Annotated in this window: 19 protein-coding genes; 12 read left to right on the top strand and 7 right to left on the bottom strand. The window is 74.4% G+C overall.

The genetic code is table 11. From position 1 onward, the window contains the following. Positions 1 to 57 precede the first annotated feature (57 nt). The gene (locus tag AC1050_RS13200; protein WP_482387844.1) at positions 58 to 984 is read left to right on the top strand and encodes a metal ABC transporter substrate-binding protein; all 927 of its coding nucleotides are present in this window, start codon (positions 58 to 60) and stop codon (positions 982 to 984) included. Between the two features lie 63 nt (positions 985 to 1,047). On the opposite strand, the gene AC1050_RS13195 is transcribed toward AC1050_RS13200, so the two are convergent. Further along, entirely contained in the window at positions 1,048 to 1,317 is a 270-nt protein-coding gene (locus tag AC1050_RS13195) for a DUF7218 family protein (RefSeq protein ID WP_482387843.1), read from the bottom strand. 67 nt (positions 1,318 to 1,384) lie between these two features. Continuing rightward, positions 1,385 to 2,494 carry a CobW family GTP-binding protein gene (locus tag AC1050_RS13190; RefSeq protein WP_482387842.1) on the bottom strand — a complete coding sequence of 370 codons (1,110 nt, stop codon included), beginning with the start codon at positions 2,492 to 2,494 and terminating at the stop codon, positions 1,385 to 1,387. 53 nt (positions 2,495 to 2,547) lie between these two features. Here AC1050_RS13190 and rpmB point away from each other — a divergent pair, with 53 nt between their 5' ends. The 7 genes from rpmB (at position 2,548) to AC1050_RS13155 (ending at position 4,631) form a co-directional block, all read left to right on the top strand. Then, positions 2,548 to 2,784: a 50S ribosomal protein L28 gene (gene rpmB, locus AC1050_RS13185; protein WP_482387841.1), complete on the top strand. Its 237-nt coding sequence runs from the start codon at positions 2,548 to 2,550 to the stop codon at positions 2,782 to 2,784. Then, entirely contained in the window at positions 2,784 to 2,951 is a 168-nt protein-coding gene (rpmG, locus tag AC1050_RS13180) for a 50S ribosomal protein L33 (protein ID WP_482387840.1), read from the top strand. Before rpmB ends, rpmG begins: the two co-directional genes overlap by 1 nt. A 2-nt stretch (positions 2,952 to 2,953) precedes the next feature. Next, on the top strand, positions 2,954 to 3,259 hold the full coding sequence (gene rpsN, locus AC1050_RS13175) for a 30S ribosomal protein S14 (RefSeq protein WP_482387839.1): 306 nt from the start codon (positions 2,954 to 2,956) through the stop codon (positions 3,257 to 3,259). 10 nt (positions 3,260 to 3,269) lie between these two features. Beyond that, on the top strand, positions 3,270 to 3,533 hold the full coding sequence (locus AC1050_RS13170; RefSeq protein ID WP_482387838.1) for a type B 50S ribosomal protein L31: 264 nt from the start codon (positions 3,270 to 3,272) through the stop codon (positions 3,531 to 3,533). Beyond that, positions 3,530 to 3,652 carry a type B 50S ribosomal protein L36 gene (ykgO, locus tag AC1050_RS13165; protein WP_482387837.1) on the top strand — a complete coding sequence of 41 codons (123 nt, stop codon included), beginning with the start codon at positions 3,530 to 3,532 and terminating at the stop codon, positions 3,650 to 3,652. Before AC1050_RS13170 ends, ykgO begins: the two co-directional genes overlap by 4 nt. Beyond that, positions 3,652 to 3,822 carry a 50S ribosomal protein L32 gene (rpmF, locus tag AC1050_RS13160; protein WP_482387941.1) on the top strand — a complete coding sequence of 57 codons (171 nt, stop codon included), beginning with the start codon at positions 3,652 to 3,654 and terminating at the stop codon, positions 3,820 to 3,822. The genes ykgO and rpmF overlap by 1 nt, the downstream gene beginning before the upstream one ends. Positions 3,823 to 3,968: 146 nt before the next feature. After that, positions 3,969 to 4,631, top strand: coding sequence for an alpha/beta hydrolase family protein (locus AC1050_RS13155; RefSeq protein ID WP_482387836.1), 663 nt, complete (start codon positions 3,969 to 3,971; stop codon positions 4,629 to 4,631). A gap of 23 nt (positions 4,632 to 4,654) precedes the next feature. Here AC1050_RS13155 and AC1050_RS13150 read toward each other — a convergent pair whose 3' ends face one another. Genes AC1050_RS13150 through AC1050_RS13140 form a run of 3 tightly spaced genes read right to left on the bottom strand, consistent with a single transcriptional unit; the run spans position 4,655 to position 6,939 of the window. Then, the gene (locus tag AC1050_RS13150) at positions 4,655 to 5,134 is read right to left on the bottom strand and encodes a heme-degrading domain-containing protein (protein WP_482387835.1); all 480 of its coding nucleotides are present in this window, start codon (positions 5,132 to 5,134) and stop codon (positions 4,655 to 4,657) included. Between the two features lie 30 nt (positions 5,135 to 5,164). Beyond that, positions 5,165 to 5,854: an SAM-dependent methyltransferase gene (locus AC1050_RS13145; RefSeq protein WP_482387834.1), complete on the bottom strand. Its 690-nt coding sequence runs from the start codon at positions 5,852 to 5,854 to the stop codon at positions 5,165 to 5,167. 53 nt (positions 5,855 to 5,907) lie between these two features. Beyond that, positions 5,908 to 6,939 carry an NAD(P)/FAD-dependent oxidoreductase gene (locus AC1050_RS13140; protein WP_482387833.1) on the bottom strand — a complete coding sequence of 344 codons (1,032 nt, stop codon included), beginning with the start codon at positions 6,937 to 6,939 and terminating at the stop codon, positions 5,908 to 5,910. Between the two features lie 90 nt (positions 6,940 to 7,029). On the opposite strand from AC1050_RS13140, the gene AC1050_RS13135 reads away from it, so the two are divergent. Continuing rightward, a complete protein-coding gene (locus AC1050_RS13135) occupies positions 7,030 to 7,650 on the top strand; it encodes a helix-turn-helix domain-containing protein (protein ID WP_482387832.1) in 621 nt (206 codons plus the stop codon). Between the two features lie 3 nt (positions 7,651 to 7,653). On the opposite strand, the gene AC1050_RS13130 is transcribed toward AC1050_RS13135, so the two are convergent. Further along, positions 7,654 to 8,826 carry an SLC13 family permease gene (locus AC1050_RS13130; protein WP_482387831.1) on the bottom strand — a complete coding sequence of 391 codons (1,173 nt, stop codon included), beginning with the start codon at positions 8,824 to 8,826 and terminating at the stop codon, positions 7,654 to 7,656. A 53-nt stretch (positions 8,827 to 8,879) separates the two neighbouring features. Next, positions 8,880 to 10,112: an AGE family epimerase/isomerase gene (locus tag AC1050_RS13125; RefSeq protein ID WP_482387830.1), complete on the bottom strand. Its 1,233-nt coding sequence runs from the start codon at positions 10,110 to 10,112 to the stop codon at positions 8,880 to 8,882. A 270-nt stretch (positions 10,113 to 10,382) separates the two neighbouring features. Here AC1050_RS13125 and AC1050_RS13120 point away from each other — a divergent pair, with 270 nt between their 5' ends. The 3 genes from AC1050_RS13120 to adhE all read left to right on the top strand — a co-directional run bounded on the left by AC1050_RS13120 (position 10,383) and on the right by adhE (position 16,607). After that, on the top strand, positions 10,383 to 11,159 hold the full coding sequence (locus tag AC1050_RS13120; protein WP_482387829.1) for an HAD family hydrolase: 777 nt from the start codon (positions 10,383 to 10,385) through the stop codon (positions 11,157 to 11,159). Then, the gene (locus AC1050_RS13115) at positions 11,156 to 13,669 is read left to right on the top strand and encodes a glycoside hydrolase family 65 protein (protein ID WP_482387828.1); all 2,514 of its coding nucleotides are present in this window, start codon (positions 11,156 to 11,158) and stop codon (positions 13,667 to 13,669) included. The genes AC1050_RS13120 and AC1050_RS13115 overlap by 4 nt, the downstream gene beginning before the upstream one ends. Positions 13,670 to 13,877: 208 nt before the next feature. After that, positions 13,878 to 16,607, top strand: coding sequence for a bifunctional acetaldehyde-CoA/alcohol dehydrogenase (gene adhE / locus AC1050_RS13110; RefSeq protein WP_482387827.1), 2,730 nt, complete (start codon positions 13,878 to 13,880; stop codon positions 16,605 to 16,607). Positions 16,608 to 16,731 lie beyond the last annotated feature (124 nt).

Genomic DNA, 16,731 nt, shown 5'->3' with positions numbered 1-16,731 from the left:
AGACCGGCACGCCCGGTCTCCCCACCCGTGCGTCACCACCCCGGAAGGACCCCCGCCGTGCCGCTCCCCCACCCCGTCCGCGCCCGCACCCTCGAGGGTGTCGGCCTCGCCGCGCTCGCGGCCGCCGGCCTCGCCGCCTGCTCCCCCGCCGACGCCGACGACCGCCACGACGTCGTCGCCGCGTTCTACCCCCTGCAGTTCGTGGCCGAGCGGATCGGTGGCGAGCACGTCGCGGTCAGCTCGCTCACGCCGCCCGGCGGCGAGTCGCACGACCTCGAGCTGTCCCCGAGGCTGGTCGCCGGCCTGGGGGACGCCGACCTGGTCGTCTACCTGTCCGGCTTCCAGGCCGCCACCGACGAGGCCGTCACCTCGACCGCGCCCGAGCACGTGGTCGACGCCGCCGAGGCCGCCGCGCTCGAGGTCGCCCCCGACGGCGCCGGGCCCGCGTCGACCGGCTCGGGCGACCTCGACCCGCACTTCTGGCTCGACCCCGCCCGGCTCGCCGCCGTCGGCCACCAGGTCGCCGACGCGCTGGCGGAGGTGGACCCGGAGCACGCGGCCGAGTTCGCGGCCGCCGCGGACGACCTCGCGGCCGACCTCGACGCGCTCGACACCGAGCTGGCCGACGGCCTCGACGCGTGCCGCGGGGCGACCCTGGTGGCCTCGCACGAGGCGTTCGGCTACCTCGCGCAGCGCTACGACCTGCACCAGGTCGGCATCAGCGGCATCGACCCCGAGGTGGAGCCGTCCCCCGCGCGCCTGCGCGACGTGGCCGCCACCGTCGAGGCCGAGGGCGTCCGGACCCTCTTCTTCGAGGTGCTCGCCAGCCCGAAGGTCACGCAGACCCTCGCCGACGAGCTCGGCGTCGGCACCGCGGTGCTGGACCCGCTCGAGGGCCTGGCCGAGGAGGACGACCGCGACTACCTGGACATCATGCGCGACAACCTCGACGCGCTGACCGCCGGGCTGGTCTGCTCGGCCTGAGCTCCGCTGTGACGGGCGCCCCGCCGACCTGCTGCGGCGGGCGTCCGTCGTACCGGTGCGGGCTCAGTGCGAGCGCAGCGCCTCGACCAGGTCGGACTTGTTCATCGACGACCGGCCCTCGATCCCGATCTCCGCGGCGCGCTTGCGCAGGTCCGCCACCGTCCAGTCGTCGTACGACCCGGACTCGCCGCCCTTCTTCCCCACGGACGACCGGCCGCGGGCCGCGGCGGCGTTCGCGATCCGCGCGGACTTCTCCTTGCTGTTGCCCTCGTCGCGGAGCTCTTCGTAGAGCCCCTTGTCCTTCACGCTGGGTCCCGGGTCACGGCGCGGCACGACGGCCTCCTCGCATCGACGGTGTGCGGACACTCCGACGATGCCCCCGACCGCGCCGCCACGCACGTCAGGCGGCGCGGTCACCCAGCCACGGGGCCAGGACGTCGTCGGCACCGAGCCACCGGTGCAGCCCGCGGGCGTGCTCGTCCGCGGTGAGCAGCACGTCCTCGAACGCCGCCAGCAGGTCGGCGCGCACGTCCTCGACCCCGGTGAACACCAGCCGGGTCAGCGGCGCCCGCCGGCCCCAGGTGCCCGTCGCACCGACGCTCAGCTGGCCGCCGGCACCGTCCCACAGGCACACGGAGTCCGGCCGGCTCGGCACCCAGAACACGCCGCGGCTGCGGTGCTCCCCCTGGCCGAGCCGGGCGACCTCGGCGACGAGCCGCTCCGGGTGCAGCGGCCGGTCGGCGCACAGGTCGAGCGTCCACACGCCGTGCGCCGTCGGGGCCCCCGGGACCGGTGCGGCGAACCTCGGGTCCAGCCGGCGGTCGCCGGCGCGGACGTCGTGGGCGACGTCCAGCAGCGCGGCGACGTCGGCCGCGTAGATGCCGTCGACGCGCCGGCCGTCCGCCGCCCGGACGTGGTCCAGCAGGTCGGAGGCGACCGGGTGCTCACCCGGGTCCCCCGCCACGAGCACGACGTCGGCGTGCCCGACCTGGGCCGCGAGCGCCTCGCCCACGGCCCTGCGGTCGTCCCCGGTCAGAGCGAGCCCACGCTCCTCGAGGAGGTCGTCGCCGAGCAGGTCCTCGGTGAAGGTCGCGAGGTCCAGCGCCGCGACCACGCTCGCCAGACGCAGGCCCCGCAGGCCGCCGCCCCGCCCGGTCGCGGCCCCGAGCGCGCGGGTCACGGGCAGCGACTCGGCGGAGACGGGCAGCGCGAGCAGCACCGCGTCCCACCGGGGGTCCCGGGCGAGCCGCTCCAGGGTCGGGATCGCGTCCTCGCGCACCGAGCAGCTGAGGCACGCGTGCTCGAGCGGCACGAGCACGTCCTCGAGCACGCCGTCGGCGTCGGCGACGACCCGGCGGATCCCGCCGCCCTCGGGGCCGTCGACGATGTCGTGCCGGAGCACCACCGTGCGGGGCCGGTCGACGACGACGCCGAACGCGACGGCGTCGCGCAGCAGCGGGTCGACGGTGGCCAGGACGATCAGGGGCGTGCGTGCGGTCAGCGGAGACATGCGACCCAGACTAGCGCTTGTCGGGAACGATTCTCATTACCTATGATGGCGCCATGTCCGCACACTGCCAGGTCCTGGGCACCTCGCCCGGGTTCGGCCACTCGATCTCCCACTCCCACCGGCGCACCAAGCGCCGGTTCGACCCGAACATCCAGCACAAGCGCTACTGGGTGCCGTCGCTCGGCCGGCACGTCCGGCTGACCGTGAGCGCCCGCGGCATCACGACGATCGACCGGCTCGGCATCGAGGTCGTCGTCGCCCGGATCCTGGCCCGCGGGGAGAAGGTCTGATGGCCCGCGCCGCGGACCTGCGCCCGGTGATCAAGCTGCGCTCCACCGCCGGCACCGGCTTCACCTACGTCACCCGCAAGAACCGCCGCAACGACCCCGAGCGCCTCGTGCTGAGGAAGTTCGACCCCGTCGTGCGCCGGCACGTCGACTTCCGCGAGGAGCGCTGAGCATGGCCAAGAAGTCCAAGATCGCCCGCAACGAGCAGCGCAAGGTGGTCGTCGCCCGGTACGCCGAGCGCCGCCGGGAGCTCAAGGCGGCTGCGGTGGACCCGCACCTGCCCGAGGCCGACCGGGTGGCCGCACGCACCGCGCTGCAGGCGCTGCCCCGCGACGCCAGCCCGGTCCGGGTCCGCAACCGCGACGTCGCCGACGGCCGCCCCCGCGGCTACGTCGGGACGTTCGGCCTGTCGCGCGTGCGCATGCGGCAGATGGCCCACCGCGGCGAGCTGCCCGGTGTCACGAAGTCCAGCTGGTGAGGAGCAGGTCATGAAGCAGGGCATCCACCCCGACTACCGTCCGGTGGTCTTCCGGGACATCAGCGCGGACTTCGCGTTCCTGACCCGGTCCACCGCCACGTCCGACAAGACGGTCGAGTGGGAGGACGGCAGCACGTACCCCGTGATCGACGTCGACGTGTCCTCGGCGAGCCACCCGTTCTACACGGGCAGGTCGCGCGTCCTGGACACCGCCGGGCGGGTCGAGAAGTTCCGCCTGCGCTACGGCATCACCGCCCCCGAGGAGACCCGATGAAGGTGCGCGCCTCCCTGGCGTCCCTGAAGAAGAAGGAGGGCTCGATCGTGGTGCGTCGCCACGGCACGACCTTCGTGATCAACAAGAAGAACCCGCGATGGAAGGCGAGGCAGGGCTGATGGCCGTCCCGAAGCGGAAGACCTCCCGCTCGAACACCCGCGCCCGCCGGTCGCAGTGGAAGGCGACGGCGGTCCCGCTCACTCCGGTGCGCACCCCCGACGGGCGCGTGGTCGAGGTCCCGCGCCGTCTGGTGCGTGCCGTCGAGCGCGGCCTCGTCGACCCGGCCTGACCGGCCGGCCCGGTCTCGCGCCGAGGTCGTCACACGTCGGCGAGGTCGTCATCTCTGCATGACGACCTCGCCGCCTTCTGACGACCTCGCAGCGGCCGCGCGGGGCCGCAGCACCCAGCCCACGGGGCGGGGGTAGCGTGCGCGGCGTGACGTCCGCACCCGCCGCCGCCCGCGTGCTGGAGATCGGCACCCTGCAGGGCACCGCCCGCGCGCACCTGCACCTGCCCCCCGGCCTCGACCCCGCGCCCGGCGCCCGCGTCGCCGTGCCCGGCGCGCTCGTGCTCGGTCATGGCGCCGGCGGCGGCATCGGCGCGCCGGACCTGGTCGCGGTCACCGCGACGGCGACCGGCCTCGGGCTGGCGGTGGTGCTGGTCGAGCAGCCGTACCGCGTCGCCGGCAAGAAGGTCGGCCCGCGCGGCCCGGCGCTCGACGTCGCGTGGACCGCGGTGGTCGAGCACCTGCGCGCGGACGTCCTCGACGCCCCGCTGGTCACCGGGGGCCGGTCCGCCGGCGCGCGCACCGCGTGCCGCACCGCGAGCGCCACCGGCGCGGTGGCGGTGCTCTGCCTCGCGTTCCCGACCCAGCCGCCCGGGCGCCCGGACCTGCCGAGCCGGTTGCCGGAGCTCGACGCGGCGGGCGTCCCGGTGCTGGTCGTGCAGGGCGCCACCGACCCGTACGGCGTCCCGCCCGAGGGCCCGGACCGCCGGGTCGTCGTGGTACCTGGCGACCACGCGCTGAAGAAGGACGTGCCTGCGGTCGCCGCCGCGGTCCACGACTGGCTCGGCACCGTCCTGCCCGCCGCCCCCTGACGCCGACCGCGGCGCGCAGCGGGTCAGCCGCGCAGGAACGTCCGGATCGCCTCGGTCACGAGCGCGTGGTCGTCGGCCTGCGGCAGCCCGGAGACGGTCACCGCGCCGACGACCCCCACGCCCTCGACGTGCACGGGGAACGCGCCGCCGTGCGCGGCGTACTGCTGCAGCGGCAGGTCGTGCACCGCGGCGAACGTCGTGCCCTTCGCCCGCGCGCGGAGGCCCTGCAGGTAGGACGACGTCCCGAACCGCTCGACCACGCGGACCTTGCGCTCGACCCAGGTGTCGTTGTCCGCCACCGTGCCGGGGCGTGCGGCGTGGAACAGCTGCTGCGTGCCGCGCCGGACGTCGATCGTGACGGGCAGGCCGCGCTCGGTGGCCAGCCGCACCAGCACGGAGCCGAGCTCCCACGCGTCGTCGTTGGTGAAGGTGGCGAAGCGCAGGTCGCGCTCCTGCCGCTCGACCTCGGCGATCAGGGCCTGGACGTCGGTGCTCTCGCTCATGGCGCCGATCCTGCCACCCGGCGTGGGGAGTCAGCCGTGCCGCCGCGCCCGCACCACGGTGTCCCGGATGGTGATCTCCCGGCCGTCGGGGTCGACCGCCGGCCGCGGCCGCGCCTCCGCCACCAGCACGTCCCACTCCCCGGGCTCGAGCGCGGCGACCACGTCCTCCGGCGCGAAGAACAGCTCCGGCACGTCGGGCCGGCCGATCGTCGTCTCGAGGTCGCTCGCGTGGTGCGCCACGAGCAGCAGCTGGCCACCCGGCGCCACGGCGGCGGCCATCCGCCCGAACGCGTCGGCCCGGGCCGCCGGCGGCAGGTGCAGGAAGTGCGAGGTGACCAGGTCGTACCGGTCGTCGCCCGGCACCCACTCGCCGACGTCGGCGCGCACGGTCCGCACCCGCGCGGCGATCTCGGGCCCGGCCTGCGCCGCGGCGGCGTCCACCCGGTCCAGCGCCGTCTGCGCCAGGTCGACCGCCGTCACGCGCCAGCCGCGGCCCGCGAGCCACAGCGCGTCCCCGCCCTCCCCGCACGCGATGTCGAGCGCCGTGCCCGCGGGCAGGTCGGACACCTCGTCGACCAGCTGCGGGTTCGGCCGGCCGCTCCAGACCTGCGGCGCGGACCGGTACCGCTCCTCCCAGAACTCGCGGTCGTGCCGGACCTCCTGCGCCCCGTGGCCGTGACCGTGCTCGTGCTCGTGCTCGTGCTGCGTGTCGTCGCTCATCCGCTCCTCCTCCTCGTCCCCGGACCCGGACCGACCGGACCCGCTCCTCTCCGTCACAGCCCGTGCCGCCCTGTCCCCGCGAGCCGGTCCGCGAGCTCCCGCTCGGACCGCGCCGAGAACGGCGCGCGCTGCTCGGCGCGGTACCGCTCGACCGCCGCGTCCGCGTCCTGCGCCGCGAGCTCGCCGACGAGCCCCGCGCCGGCGGTCAGCCCGGCGGCCGCGGCCACCTGGACCTGCGCCCGGGGATCGGTGACGTTGCCCGCGACGCGCACACCCGGCACCTCGGTGACGCCGTCCGCCCCGGCGACCACCCGCGTCCCGATCACCGTGCCGCCCATGGTCACGTCCTCGACCGGCAGCCCGAGCCCCTCCAGCCCGTCCAGCCGGGCGGCCAGCCCGGTGGCGACCACGACCGCGTCGCACGCCAGCTCGACCCCCGACGCCAGCCGCACCCCGGTCAGCACGTCGTCGCGCACGACCAGCGCGCCGACCCGGCCGTCGACCACCCGGACGCCGAGGGCGGCGAGCCGCTCCCAGTCGGCGTCGGCGGGCTCCTCCCCGGCGTGCAGCACGAGCGTGACGTCCGCGGTCCAGCCGCGCCACATCTGCGCCTGGTGCACCGCGAGCGGCCCCGCGCCGAGGATCGTGACGGCCCGGTCGCGCACCTCCCAGCCGTGGCAGAACGGGCAGTGCAGCACGTCCCGGCCCCAGCGCTCCGCCACCCCGGGCACGTCGGGCAGCGCGTCGACGAGGCCGGTCGCGACCAGCACCCGCCGCGCCGTCACGACGCGGCCGCCCGCCAGCTCCGCGCGGAACCCGTCGCCGTCGCGGCGCACGTCGAGCACCCGGTCCTCGACCGTCTCGCCGCCGTACCCCTCGACCTCGGCCCTGCCGCGGGCGAGCAGCTCGACCGGCGACAGCCCGTCCAGCCCGAGGTACGCGTGCAGGTGGGCCGCGGGCCGGTTCCGCGGCGCTCCGTCGTGCACCACCAGCACCCGGCGGCGCGCGCGGGCCAGGGTGAGCGCGCCGCTCAGCCCCGCCGCACCGCCGCCGACCACCAGCACGTCGTAGGTGTCCTGCTCCATGTCGTCCTCCGCCCCTCGTCGTCGAGTCCCACGGTCCTCGCTCCGGCCGGTCCTTGACAAACGTCGTTGCCGAAGCAGCAAACTGGGGTCATGTCCGACGACACCGGCACCCCGCGTCCCGACGCCGACCTCGAGCCCGTCCTCGCCGCGGTCGGCCCGCGCCTGCGCGACCTGCGGCAGCGGCGGGGCGCGACCCTCGCGGACCTGGCGCGCACCACCGGCATCTCGGTCAGCACGCTGTCCCGGCTGGAGTCCGGGCACCGCCGCCCGACGCTCGAGCTGCTGCTGCCGCTGGCGAAGGCGCACCAGGTCCCGCTCGACGAGCTGGTCGGCGCCCCCGAGACCGGTGACCCGCGCGTGCACCTGTCACCGGTCGAGCGGGACGGCGTCACCTACGTGCCGCTGAGCCGGCGGCAAGGCGGGCTGCAGGCGTACAAGCAGGTGTACCCCGCGGGCCACAACCCCGGCCCCCCGGACCCCCGCACGCACGAGGGGTACGAGTGGATGTACGTGCTGCAGGGCCGGATGCGGCTGATCCTGGGCGACCACGACCTGATGCTGGGCCCCGGGGAGGCCGTCGAGTTCGACACCCGCACCCCGCACTGGTTCACCAACCCGGGCCCGGGGGCCGCGGAGGTGCTGAGCCTGTGGGGCCCGCAGGGCGAGCGGATGCACGTGCGCGCCCGTCCCGCCCGGCGGTCGGCCGGCTGAGCGTCAGCCGACGACCGCGAGCGCCAGCACGGCCGCGCCCACGCAGAGCGGCGTCAGCCACGCGCCCTGCACCAGGAACGCCCGCACGGGGACGTGCACCAAAGCCTGCCGGCACCGCTGCCACCACAGGACGGTCGCCAGCGACGCCCACGGCGTGAGCAGCGGCCCGACGCCGGTCCCGATCAGCACCGCCGCGAGGCGGTGCACGTCCTGCCCGGCCACCGGCTCCAGCAGCAGGTAGGCGGGGAGGTTGTTCAGCAGGTTCGCCGCGCCGGCGGACAGCCCCGCCACGCCGAGCAGCGCCCCGACGCCGGTCCCGCCCGGCGCGGCGTCGGCGACCAGGTCGCCCAGCCCGCGCACCTGCAGCGTCTCGACGACGACGAACAGCGCGGCCACGACCAGCAGCATCCGCCACGGGACCAGGTCCCGCCGCCGTCCCGGCACCGGCCGCCGCCGGACCGCGAACGCCACCAGCAGCACCACCGCCGCCGCGAGCGCGACCGCCCACACGGGCAGCCCCGCCACGAACCCGGCGGCCATCACCGCCGTCGTGCCGCCGGTCGCGACCAGCAGCGGCCGGTCCGGGGGCACGTAGCGCTCCCCGGGCTCGAACCGCCCGCGCAGCTCCCGTCGCCGCAGCACGGCGAGCACGGCCACGGTCACCACGACGGCCGCGAGCGCCGGCGCCCACATCACGCCGAGGTACCCGACGCCCTGCTCCGCGAACCGGTGGTCGGCGAGCAGGTTGGTCAGGTTCGAGACCGGCAGCAGCAGCGACGCGGTGTTGGCCAGCGCCACGACGGTCAGCACCAGCAGCAGCGGCGAGGTCCCGGTCCGCCGGGCGAGCGTGATCGCCAGCGGGGTCAGCAGCACCGCGGTGGTGTCCAGCGACAGCAGCACCGTCGACAGCACGGCGATGACGACCACCAGCAGCCACAGCAGCCAGCGGTGGCCGCGGGCGGCCCGGGCCGCGGCGTCCGTCGCGACGTCGAACAGCCCGGCCGCCCCGCACAGCTCGGCGACTACGGTCAGGGCGGCCACGAACAGGAGCACCGGTCCGACCCGCTCCGCCAGCACGGCGGCGTCGGACCGGGGCAGGGCCCCGGTCAGCAGGAGGAGGGCGGCCAGGACGACCCCGGCCGCCCACCACGGGACGGACCGTCGACGCCGGGACACGCGGCGATGCTAGGGCCCCGGCCGCGCCCCGGCGCGCGGGCGGGCCGGGCGGCTCAGTCCAGCAGGCCCTGCGCCAGGGCGGGCGCGATCACCGGCGCCAGCGGCAGACGCGGGATCAGCGTGGCCTGCACCGCGTGGTAGAGGTCGGCCTTGCCCTCCCAGACCGTGCGCGACACCGTGTTGCCGGTGCCGAGCTCGTGCCACCACGACCCGCCCTCGCGGTCGAGGAGGTACGTCTCGGCGTACTCCCACCAGGTGGCGTACCAGTCGTCGAACCGCTGCTCGCCGGTCGCGGCGTGCAGCGCGGCGGCCGCGGCGATGCCCTCGGCGGCGACCCAGTGCATCCGCTCCCGGACGACCGGCTGCCCCGACCAGTCCACCGTGTAGACGAACCCGGGGGCCCCGTCGACGGACCAGCCCTCGCGCACGGCGGCGTCGAACAGCGCGACCGCGTCGTCCACCATCCAGGTCGGCGCCACGTCCCCGGCCGCGGTGAGGGAGGCCCGGGCGTGCAGGGTCAGCCGCGCCCACTCGAGCCAGTGCCCGATCGTCGCACCGTACGGGCGGAACGGGTGCGCGGGCGCGTCGGCGTTGTACTCCAGGTCGGCCTGCCACCGCGCGTCGAAGTGCTCGGGGATCCGCCAGCCGTTGTCGCGGGCGAACCCGTGCACGACGCGGGTGAGGATCCGCACGGCGCGGTCCAGCCAGACCCGCTCCCCCGTGACGCCGTGCGCCGCGAGGTACGCCTCGACGGTGTGCATGTTCGCGTTGACGCCGCGGTAGGCGTCCAGCTCGGTGAACGTCCGGTCCCACTGCTCGACGGCCATGCCGGCCTCGTCGTCCCAGAACCACCGCTCGGAGACCCCGAGCGCCTCGCGCAACAGCGCGTCGGCCCCGGGCCGGCCGGCGGCAGCGGCGGACGACGTGGCGAGCACGACGAACGCGTGCGGGTAGGCCGCCTTCGCGTCGTCGCGCGGCGTGCCGTCGGCGTTCACCTCGGCGAACCACCCCCCGTGCTCGGCGTCCCGGAACAGCCCGTCCAGCGCCGCCAGCCCGTGGTCGACGAGCGCCGCGTTCCCGGGGCGCCCGAGCAGCTGCCCGAGCGCGTACACGTGGGTCATCCGGCACGTGATCCACAGCTCGACGGGCCCGGGCAGGGGGCGCCCGACGTCGTCAAGGCGGAGGAACCCGCCACCCGGGGCGGCGGACGCCCGCCCGAAGGCGAGCAGGCGGTCGGTCTCGGTCTCCAGCCAGCGGGCGTGCGCGGGCGTCGTCAGCCACGTCATGGGTGTCAGCCTAGTCACACGCCGCACCCCGCACCCGGGCCGGACGGGCGGTGAACGCGCTGGCAGCACCCCGGATGCCGGGTTCGTCCGGAGTCGTCCGGGCCTTTGACACCACCCGCGCGCGACGCGAGGATATTCGTGCACTCGGCTCGGTCAGCGTCGCACCGTCGGTCCGCGACCCGCTGCCCGTCGGCGGGACGTCAGCGCGGCCACCGACCAGACTGGACCCGCACGCGACCGGATACGCCGACGCCCTCAGGAGCTCCCCCCGTGGCACTCGCCCTCGACCGCCCCGCCCCGGTCCTCGACGGCCTCGACGCCGTCCTGTTCGACCTGGACGGCGTCCTCACCCCGACCGCCGTCGTGCACATGCACGCGTGGGCGCGGCTGTTCGCGCCGCTGCTCGACGAGCGCGGCGCCGCCCCGTACACGGACGCCGACTACTTCGCGCACATCGACGGCAAGCCGCGGTACGACGGCGTGGCCTCGTTGCTCGCCTCCCGCGGCATCGAGCTGCCCTGGGGCGAGCCGACCGACGCGCCCGAGACCGCGACCGTCTGCGGGCTGGGCAACCGGAAGAACGCCGTGTTCACCCAGGTGCTCGAGACCGAGGGCGTCACCCCGTACCCCGGGTCGGTGCGCCTGGTGGACGCGCTGATCGCCGACGGCCGGAAGGTCGCCGTCGTGTCGAGCAGCCGCAACGCCGTGCCGGTGCTGGTCGCCGCGGGCCTGGCCGACCGGTTCGAGGTCGTCGTGGACGGCCTGGTCGCCGCCGCGCGCGGCCTGGCCGGCAAGCCGAGCCCGGCGACCTACCTGGACGCCGCCGCGCAGCTCGGCGTGCCCCGCGAGCGCGCCGTCGTGGTCGAGGACGCCGAGTCCGGCGTCGCGTCCGGCCGCGCCGGCGACTTCGGTCTCGTGGTCGGCGTCGACCGCGGCGCCGGTCGCGACTCCCTGCTGGAGCAGGGCGCCGACCTCGTGGTGGACGACCTCGTCGAGCTCGTCACCCCCCGCACGCACCCCGACGACCCCGAGAGCACCACGCCGTGAACCCCTCCTCCCTGTTCACCCCCGACCCGCTCGACCGGCACCGGTTCCCGCAGGACGAGTGGCGGCTGCGCGAGACGCGGCACGACGCCGCCGACCTCGGCCGGACCGAGACCCTGTTCGCGCTCGGCAACGGGTACCTCGGCATGCGCGGCAACGTCGAGGAGGGCCGGGACAGCCACAGCCACGGCACCTTCATCAACGGGTTCCACGAGGTCTGGCCGATCCGGCACGCCGAGGAGGCGTACGGGTTCGCCCGCGTGGGTCAGACGATCGTCAACGTGCCCGACGCCAAGATCATGCGCGTCTACGTCGACGACGAGCCGCTGCTGCTGACGGTCGCCGACCTGCACGAGTACGAGCGCACCCTCGACTTCCGCACCGGCGTCCTCTCGCGCGACCTGGTGTGGCAGACGCCGTCCGGCAAGCGCGTGCAGATCCGCACCCGGCGGATGGTGTCGTTCGCCGAGCGGCACCTCGCCGTCATGACCTACGAGCTGACGATGCTCGACGACGACGCCCCCGTCGTCCTGAGCAGCCAGATCCTCAACCGGCAGGACGGCCAGGACGAGTACCACGTCCGCGCCGCCGCGATGGGCGAGGGCTTCGACCCGCGCAAGTCCGAGACGCTGACGACCCGCGTCCTGGAGCCGCGCAGCCACTGGGCCGGCGACGGCCGGTACGTGCTGTCCTACCGCGCCGCGGCCTCCGGGATGACGCTGTCGGTGGCGGCGGACCACACCATCGAGACCGAGAACGACTACGAGGAGCGCACGCTCGTCGAGGAGGACCTCGCCAAGCACGTCTACCGGATCGACGCGAAGCGGGGCCAGAAGGTCACGATCACCAAGGTCGTCACCTACCACTCCTCGCGCGGCGTCCCCGCGCGCGAGCTCGCCGACCGCTGCCGCCGCACGCTGGACCGCGTCCGCGCGACCGGCGTCGAGCAGCAGCTCGCCGAGCAGCGCGCCTGGCTGGACGACTTCTGGGCCCGCAGCGACGTCGAGGTGCCCGGGCAGCCGGACCTGCAGCAGGCCATCCGGTGGAACCTGTTCCAGATCGCGCAGGCCACGGCGCGGGCCGAGGGCAACGGCATCGCGGCCAAGGGCCTGACCGGCTCCGGCTACAGCGGGCACTACTTCTGGGACACCGAGATCTACGTCCTGCCGTTCCTCACCTACACCTCGCCGCGGATCGCGCGGAACGCGCTGCGGTTCCGGTACACGATGCTCGACGCCGCGCGCCGCCGGGCCGCCGAGCTCAACCAGAACGGCGCGCTGTTCCCGTGGCGCACCATCAACGGCGAGGAGGCGTCCGCCTACTACGCCGCCGGCACCGCGCAGTACCACATCGACGCCGACATCGCGCACGCCGTGCGGCAGTACGTGGCCGCGACGGGCGACGACGGGTTCCTGGCCCGCGAGGCCATCGACATCCTGGTGGAGACCGCGCGCATGTGGGCCGACCTCGGCTTCTGGCGGGGCAGCAACGGGTCGTCCACGTTCCACATCCACGGCGTCACGGGACCGGACGAGTACACGACGGTCGTGAACGACAACCTGTTCACCAACGTCATGGCCCGGGCGAACCTGCGCGGCGCGGTGGAGGCCGTGGACCGGCTCGCGCACGAGCGGCCCGCCGACCACGCCGCGATGGTGGCCCGGCTGCACCTCACGCAGACCGAGCTCGACGAGTGGGCGCACGCGGCCGAGAAGATGCACATCCCGTACGACGAGCGCCTCGGGATCCACCCCCAGGACACGCAGTTCCTCGAGAAGGAGCTGTGGGACCTGGCCAACACCGACCCGGCCAAGCGCCCGCTGCTGCTCTACTACCACCCGCTGGTGATCTACCGGTTCCAGGTGCTCAAGCAGGCCGACGTCGTGCTGGCGCTGTTCCTGCAGGGCGACCAGTTCACCCTCGAGGAGAAGCTGGCCGACTTCGACTACTACGACCCGCTGACGACCGGCGACTCGACGCTCTCCGGCGTGGTGCAGTCGATCGTGGCCTCGGAGGTCGGGTACCAGGAGCTCGCGCTGCGGTACTTCACGTCCGCGCTGTACGTGGACCTGGCCGACCTGCACCACAACACCGCCGACGGCGTGCACGTCGCCTCCGCCGGCGGTGTGTGGAGCGCCCTGGCCTGCGGCTTCGGCGGGATGCGGGACCACGAGGGCGTCGTGTCCCTCGACCCGCGGCTGCCCGAGGTCTGGGACGGGCTGACGTTCCGGCTCACGCTGCGCGGGACCCGCGTCCGGGTGGACGTGCGGCACACCGAGCTGCGGCTGACCGTCGAGGAGGGCGACGCGGCCGACCTGGTCGTGCGGGGCGAGCCCGTCAAGGTCACCGCCGGCGACCCGGTCGTCGTGGCGCTGGACCCCGCACCGCGCCTGATCGGCACGCCGACGGTCCGCGACATCGAGGGCACCCGGCGCGCCGACGGCACGCTGATGACCGCCAGCGTGCCGGACCACCCGACGGTGCTCACGCCGCCGCCGCTCTCGCACGACTGACCGGCGGCCCGCCCGGCGCGTCCCGACGGCCCGCGCCCCCGCCCGGGGGCGCGGGCCGTCGTCGTCCACCGGCGGGCCCCTGCCGCGGCGGGACCTAGGTCCGCGGGACTCCGGTCCCAGACTTTGTGAAAACTTTCTCGATAGCGTCGGGGACGTGAGGTCGACGAAGCCCTCCCCACCCCAACCACCCACATCCGGGAGAGTCCCCGTGACCATCACAGCGACAGGCACCGACACCGCCGCGGCCATCGACCAGCTGGTCGCCGGCGCGACCAAGGCGCTGGCCGAGTACGCCCGCTTCACGCAGGAGGACGTCGACCGGCTGGTCAAGAAGGCGGCCGTCGCCGCCCTGGACCAGCACGGCCACCTGGCCGAGCTGGCCGTCGAGGAGACCGGCCGCGGCGTCTTCGAGGACAAGGCCGTCAAGAACATCTTCGCCTGCGAGCACGTCACGAACTCGATGGCGGCGCTCAAGACGGTGGGCGTCATCGGCCGGGACGAGATCAACGGCATCACCGAGATCGCCGAGCCGGTGGGCGTCATCTGCGCGATGACGCCGGTGACGAACCCGACCTCCACCGCGATCTTCAAGTCGCTCATCGCGCTCAAGACCCGCAACCCGATCATCTTCGCGTTCCACCCGAACGCGCAGCGGTCCTCGGTGGCCGCCGCTCGCGTCGTGCGCGACGCCGCGATCGCCGCGGGCGCCCCCGAGCACTGCATCCAGTGGGTCGAGGCCCCCTCGATGGAGGCGACCGGCCTGCTGATGAACCACCCCGGCGTCTCCACCATCCTGGCGACCGGCGGCAACGCGATGGTCCGCGCCGCCTACTCGTGCGGCAAGCCGGCCCTCGGCGTCGGCGCCGGCAACGTCCCCGCCTACATCGAGAAGTCCGCCAAGCTCAAGCGCGCGGTCAACGACGTGGTGCTCTCCAAGTCGTTCGACAACGGCATGATCTGCGCCTCCGAGCAGGCCGTCATCCTGGACGACGGCATCTACGACGCCGCGCTGGCCGAGTTCGCCGTCCTGCACGCCTACCGGGCGAGCAAGAAGGAGAAGGCGCTCCTGGAGAAGTTCATCTTCGGGGTCGAGGCCAAGGGCAAGAACTGCGGCGACGCGAAGCTCAACCCGACCGTCGTCGGGAAGTCGCCGCAGTGGATCGCCGAGCAGGCCGGCTTCGCCGTGCCGGCCGACACGTCGATCATCCTCGCCGAGGTCTCCGGCGTCGGCCCGCACGAGCCGCTGACCCGCGAGAAGCTCTGCCCCGTGCTCGCCGTCCTGCGCGCCGGCTCCACCGAGCAGGGCATCCAGCTGGCCGAGCAGATGGTCGAGTTCGACGGCCTCGGCCACTCCGCCGCGATCCACACCCAGGACGAGGCCCTGACCGAGGAGTTCGGTGCCCGGGTCAAGGCCATCCGCGTGATCGCGAACGCGCCCTCGTCGCTCGGCGGCATCGGCGACATCTACAACGCCTTCATCCCGTCGCTCACCCTCGGCTGCGGCTCCTACGGCCACAACTCGGTGTCCAACAACGTGTCGGCGATCAACCTCGTCAACATCAAGCGCGTCGGCCGGAGGAACAACAACTTGCAGTGGTTCAAGGTCCCGGCCAAGACGTACTTCGAGCCGAACGCCATCCGCTACCTGTCCGACATGGCCGACGTCGAGCGCGTCACGATCGTCACCGACTCGACCATGACCACCCTCGGGTTCGTCGACCGCGTGCTGGACGTGCTGAACCGGCGCCCGAACAAGGTCTCGGTGCAGATCATCGACCAGGTGGAGCCGGAGCCCTCGGTGAAGACCGTGCAGGCCGGCGCCGCGCAGATGCGCCACTTCCGCCCCGACACGATCATCGCGCTGGGCGGCGGCTCCCCGATGGACGCCGCCAAGGTGATGTGGCTGCTGTACGAGCACCCGGAGATCGTGTTCTCGGACCTCAAGCAGAAGTTCTTCGACGTCCGCAAGCGCGCGTTCAAGTTCCCGACGCTCGGCGACCTGGCCAAGCTGGTCTGCATCCCGACCACCTCGGGCACCGGCGCGGAGGTCACACCGTTCGCCGTCATCTCGGACCCGGACGCGGGCAAGAAGTACCCGCTGGCCGACTACGCGCTGACGCCGACCGTCGCGATCATCGACCCGGTGCTCACCTCGAAGATGCCGCGCTCGCTCGCGGCCGACTCCGGATTCGACGCCCTGACGCACGCCACCGAGGCGTTCGTCGCGGTCTACGCGAACGACTTCACCGACGGCATGGCGCTGCAGGCGATCCGGCTGATCTTCGACAACCTGGCGCAGTCCGTGAACGGCGACCCGGCCGACCCGGCGACCAAGGACGCCCGCGAGAAGATGCACAACGCGGGCACCATCGCCGGCATGGCGTTCGGCAACGCGTTCCTCGGCATCGTGCACGCCATGGCGCACGTCATCGGCTCGACGTTCCACCTGGTGCACGGCCGGACCAACGCCACGCTGCTGCCGCACGTCATCCGGTACAACGGCCAGATCCCGACCAAGCTCACCAGCTGGCCGAAGTACGAGCACTACGTCGCCCCGGAGCGGTTCCAGCAGATCGCGCAGATGCTGGGCCTGCCGGCCGAGACCCCGGAGCAGGGCGTCGAGTCCTACGCCGTGGCGATCGAGGCGCTGCGGGCGAAGGTCGGCATCCCCGCGTCGTTCCAGGCGCAGGGCGTCGACGAGCAGGACTTCCTGTCCCGGCTCGACGAGGTCGCCATGGGTGCGTACGAGGACCAGTGCGCCCCCGCCAACCCCCGCATGCCGATGCGGGCGGACATGAAGGACATCATGACCGCGGCCTACTACGGCACCTCCGTCACGGAGGTCCGGGGTCGCCGCGAGCAGCAGCAGGGTGCGGACCGCGCGCCCGCCGGGGCGGGGGCCCCGGGCACGGACGACGCGGCGGTCGCGTCCTCCTGACCTCACCGGTCGGCTGCTCGCACGGGCGCCCCGCACCGCGACCTCGTGTCGCCGGTGCGGGGCGCTCCTCCGCGTCCGGCCGGCACCCCGGTCCGGCCGGCACCCAGGTCGTGCTGGCACACTG

The sequence above is a fragment of the Cellulomonas sp. NEAU-ZC6 genome, assembly GCF_056844425.1.
The sequence above is the reverse complement of the archived record's forward strand: the minus strand, read 5'-3'. Positions and strand labels throughout refer to the sequence as shown.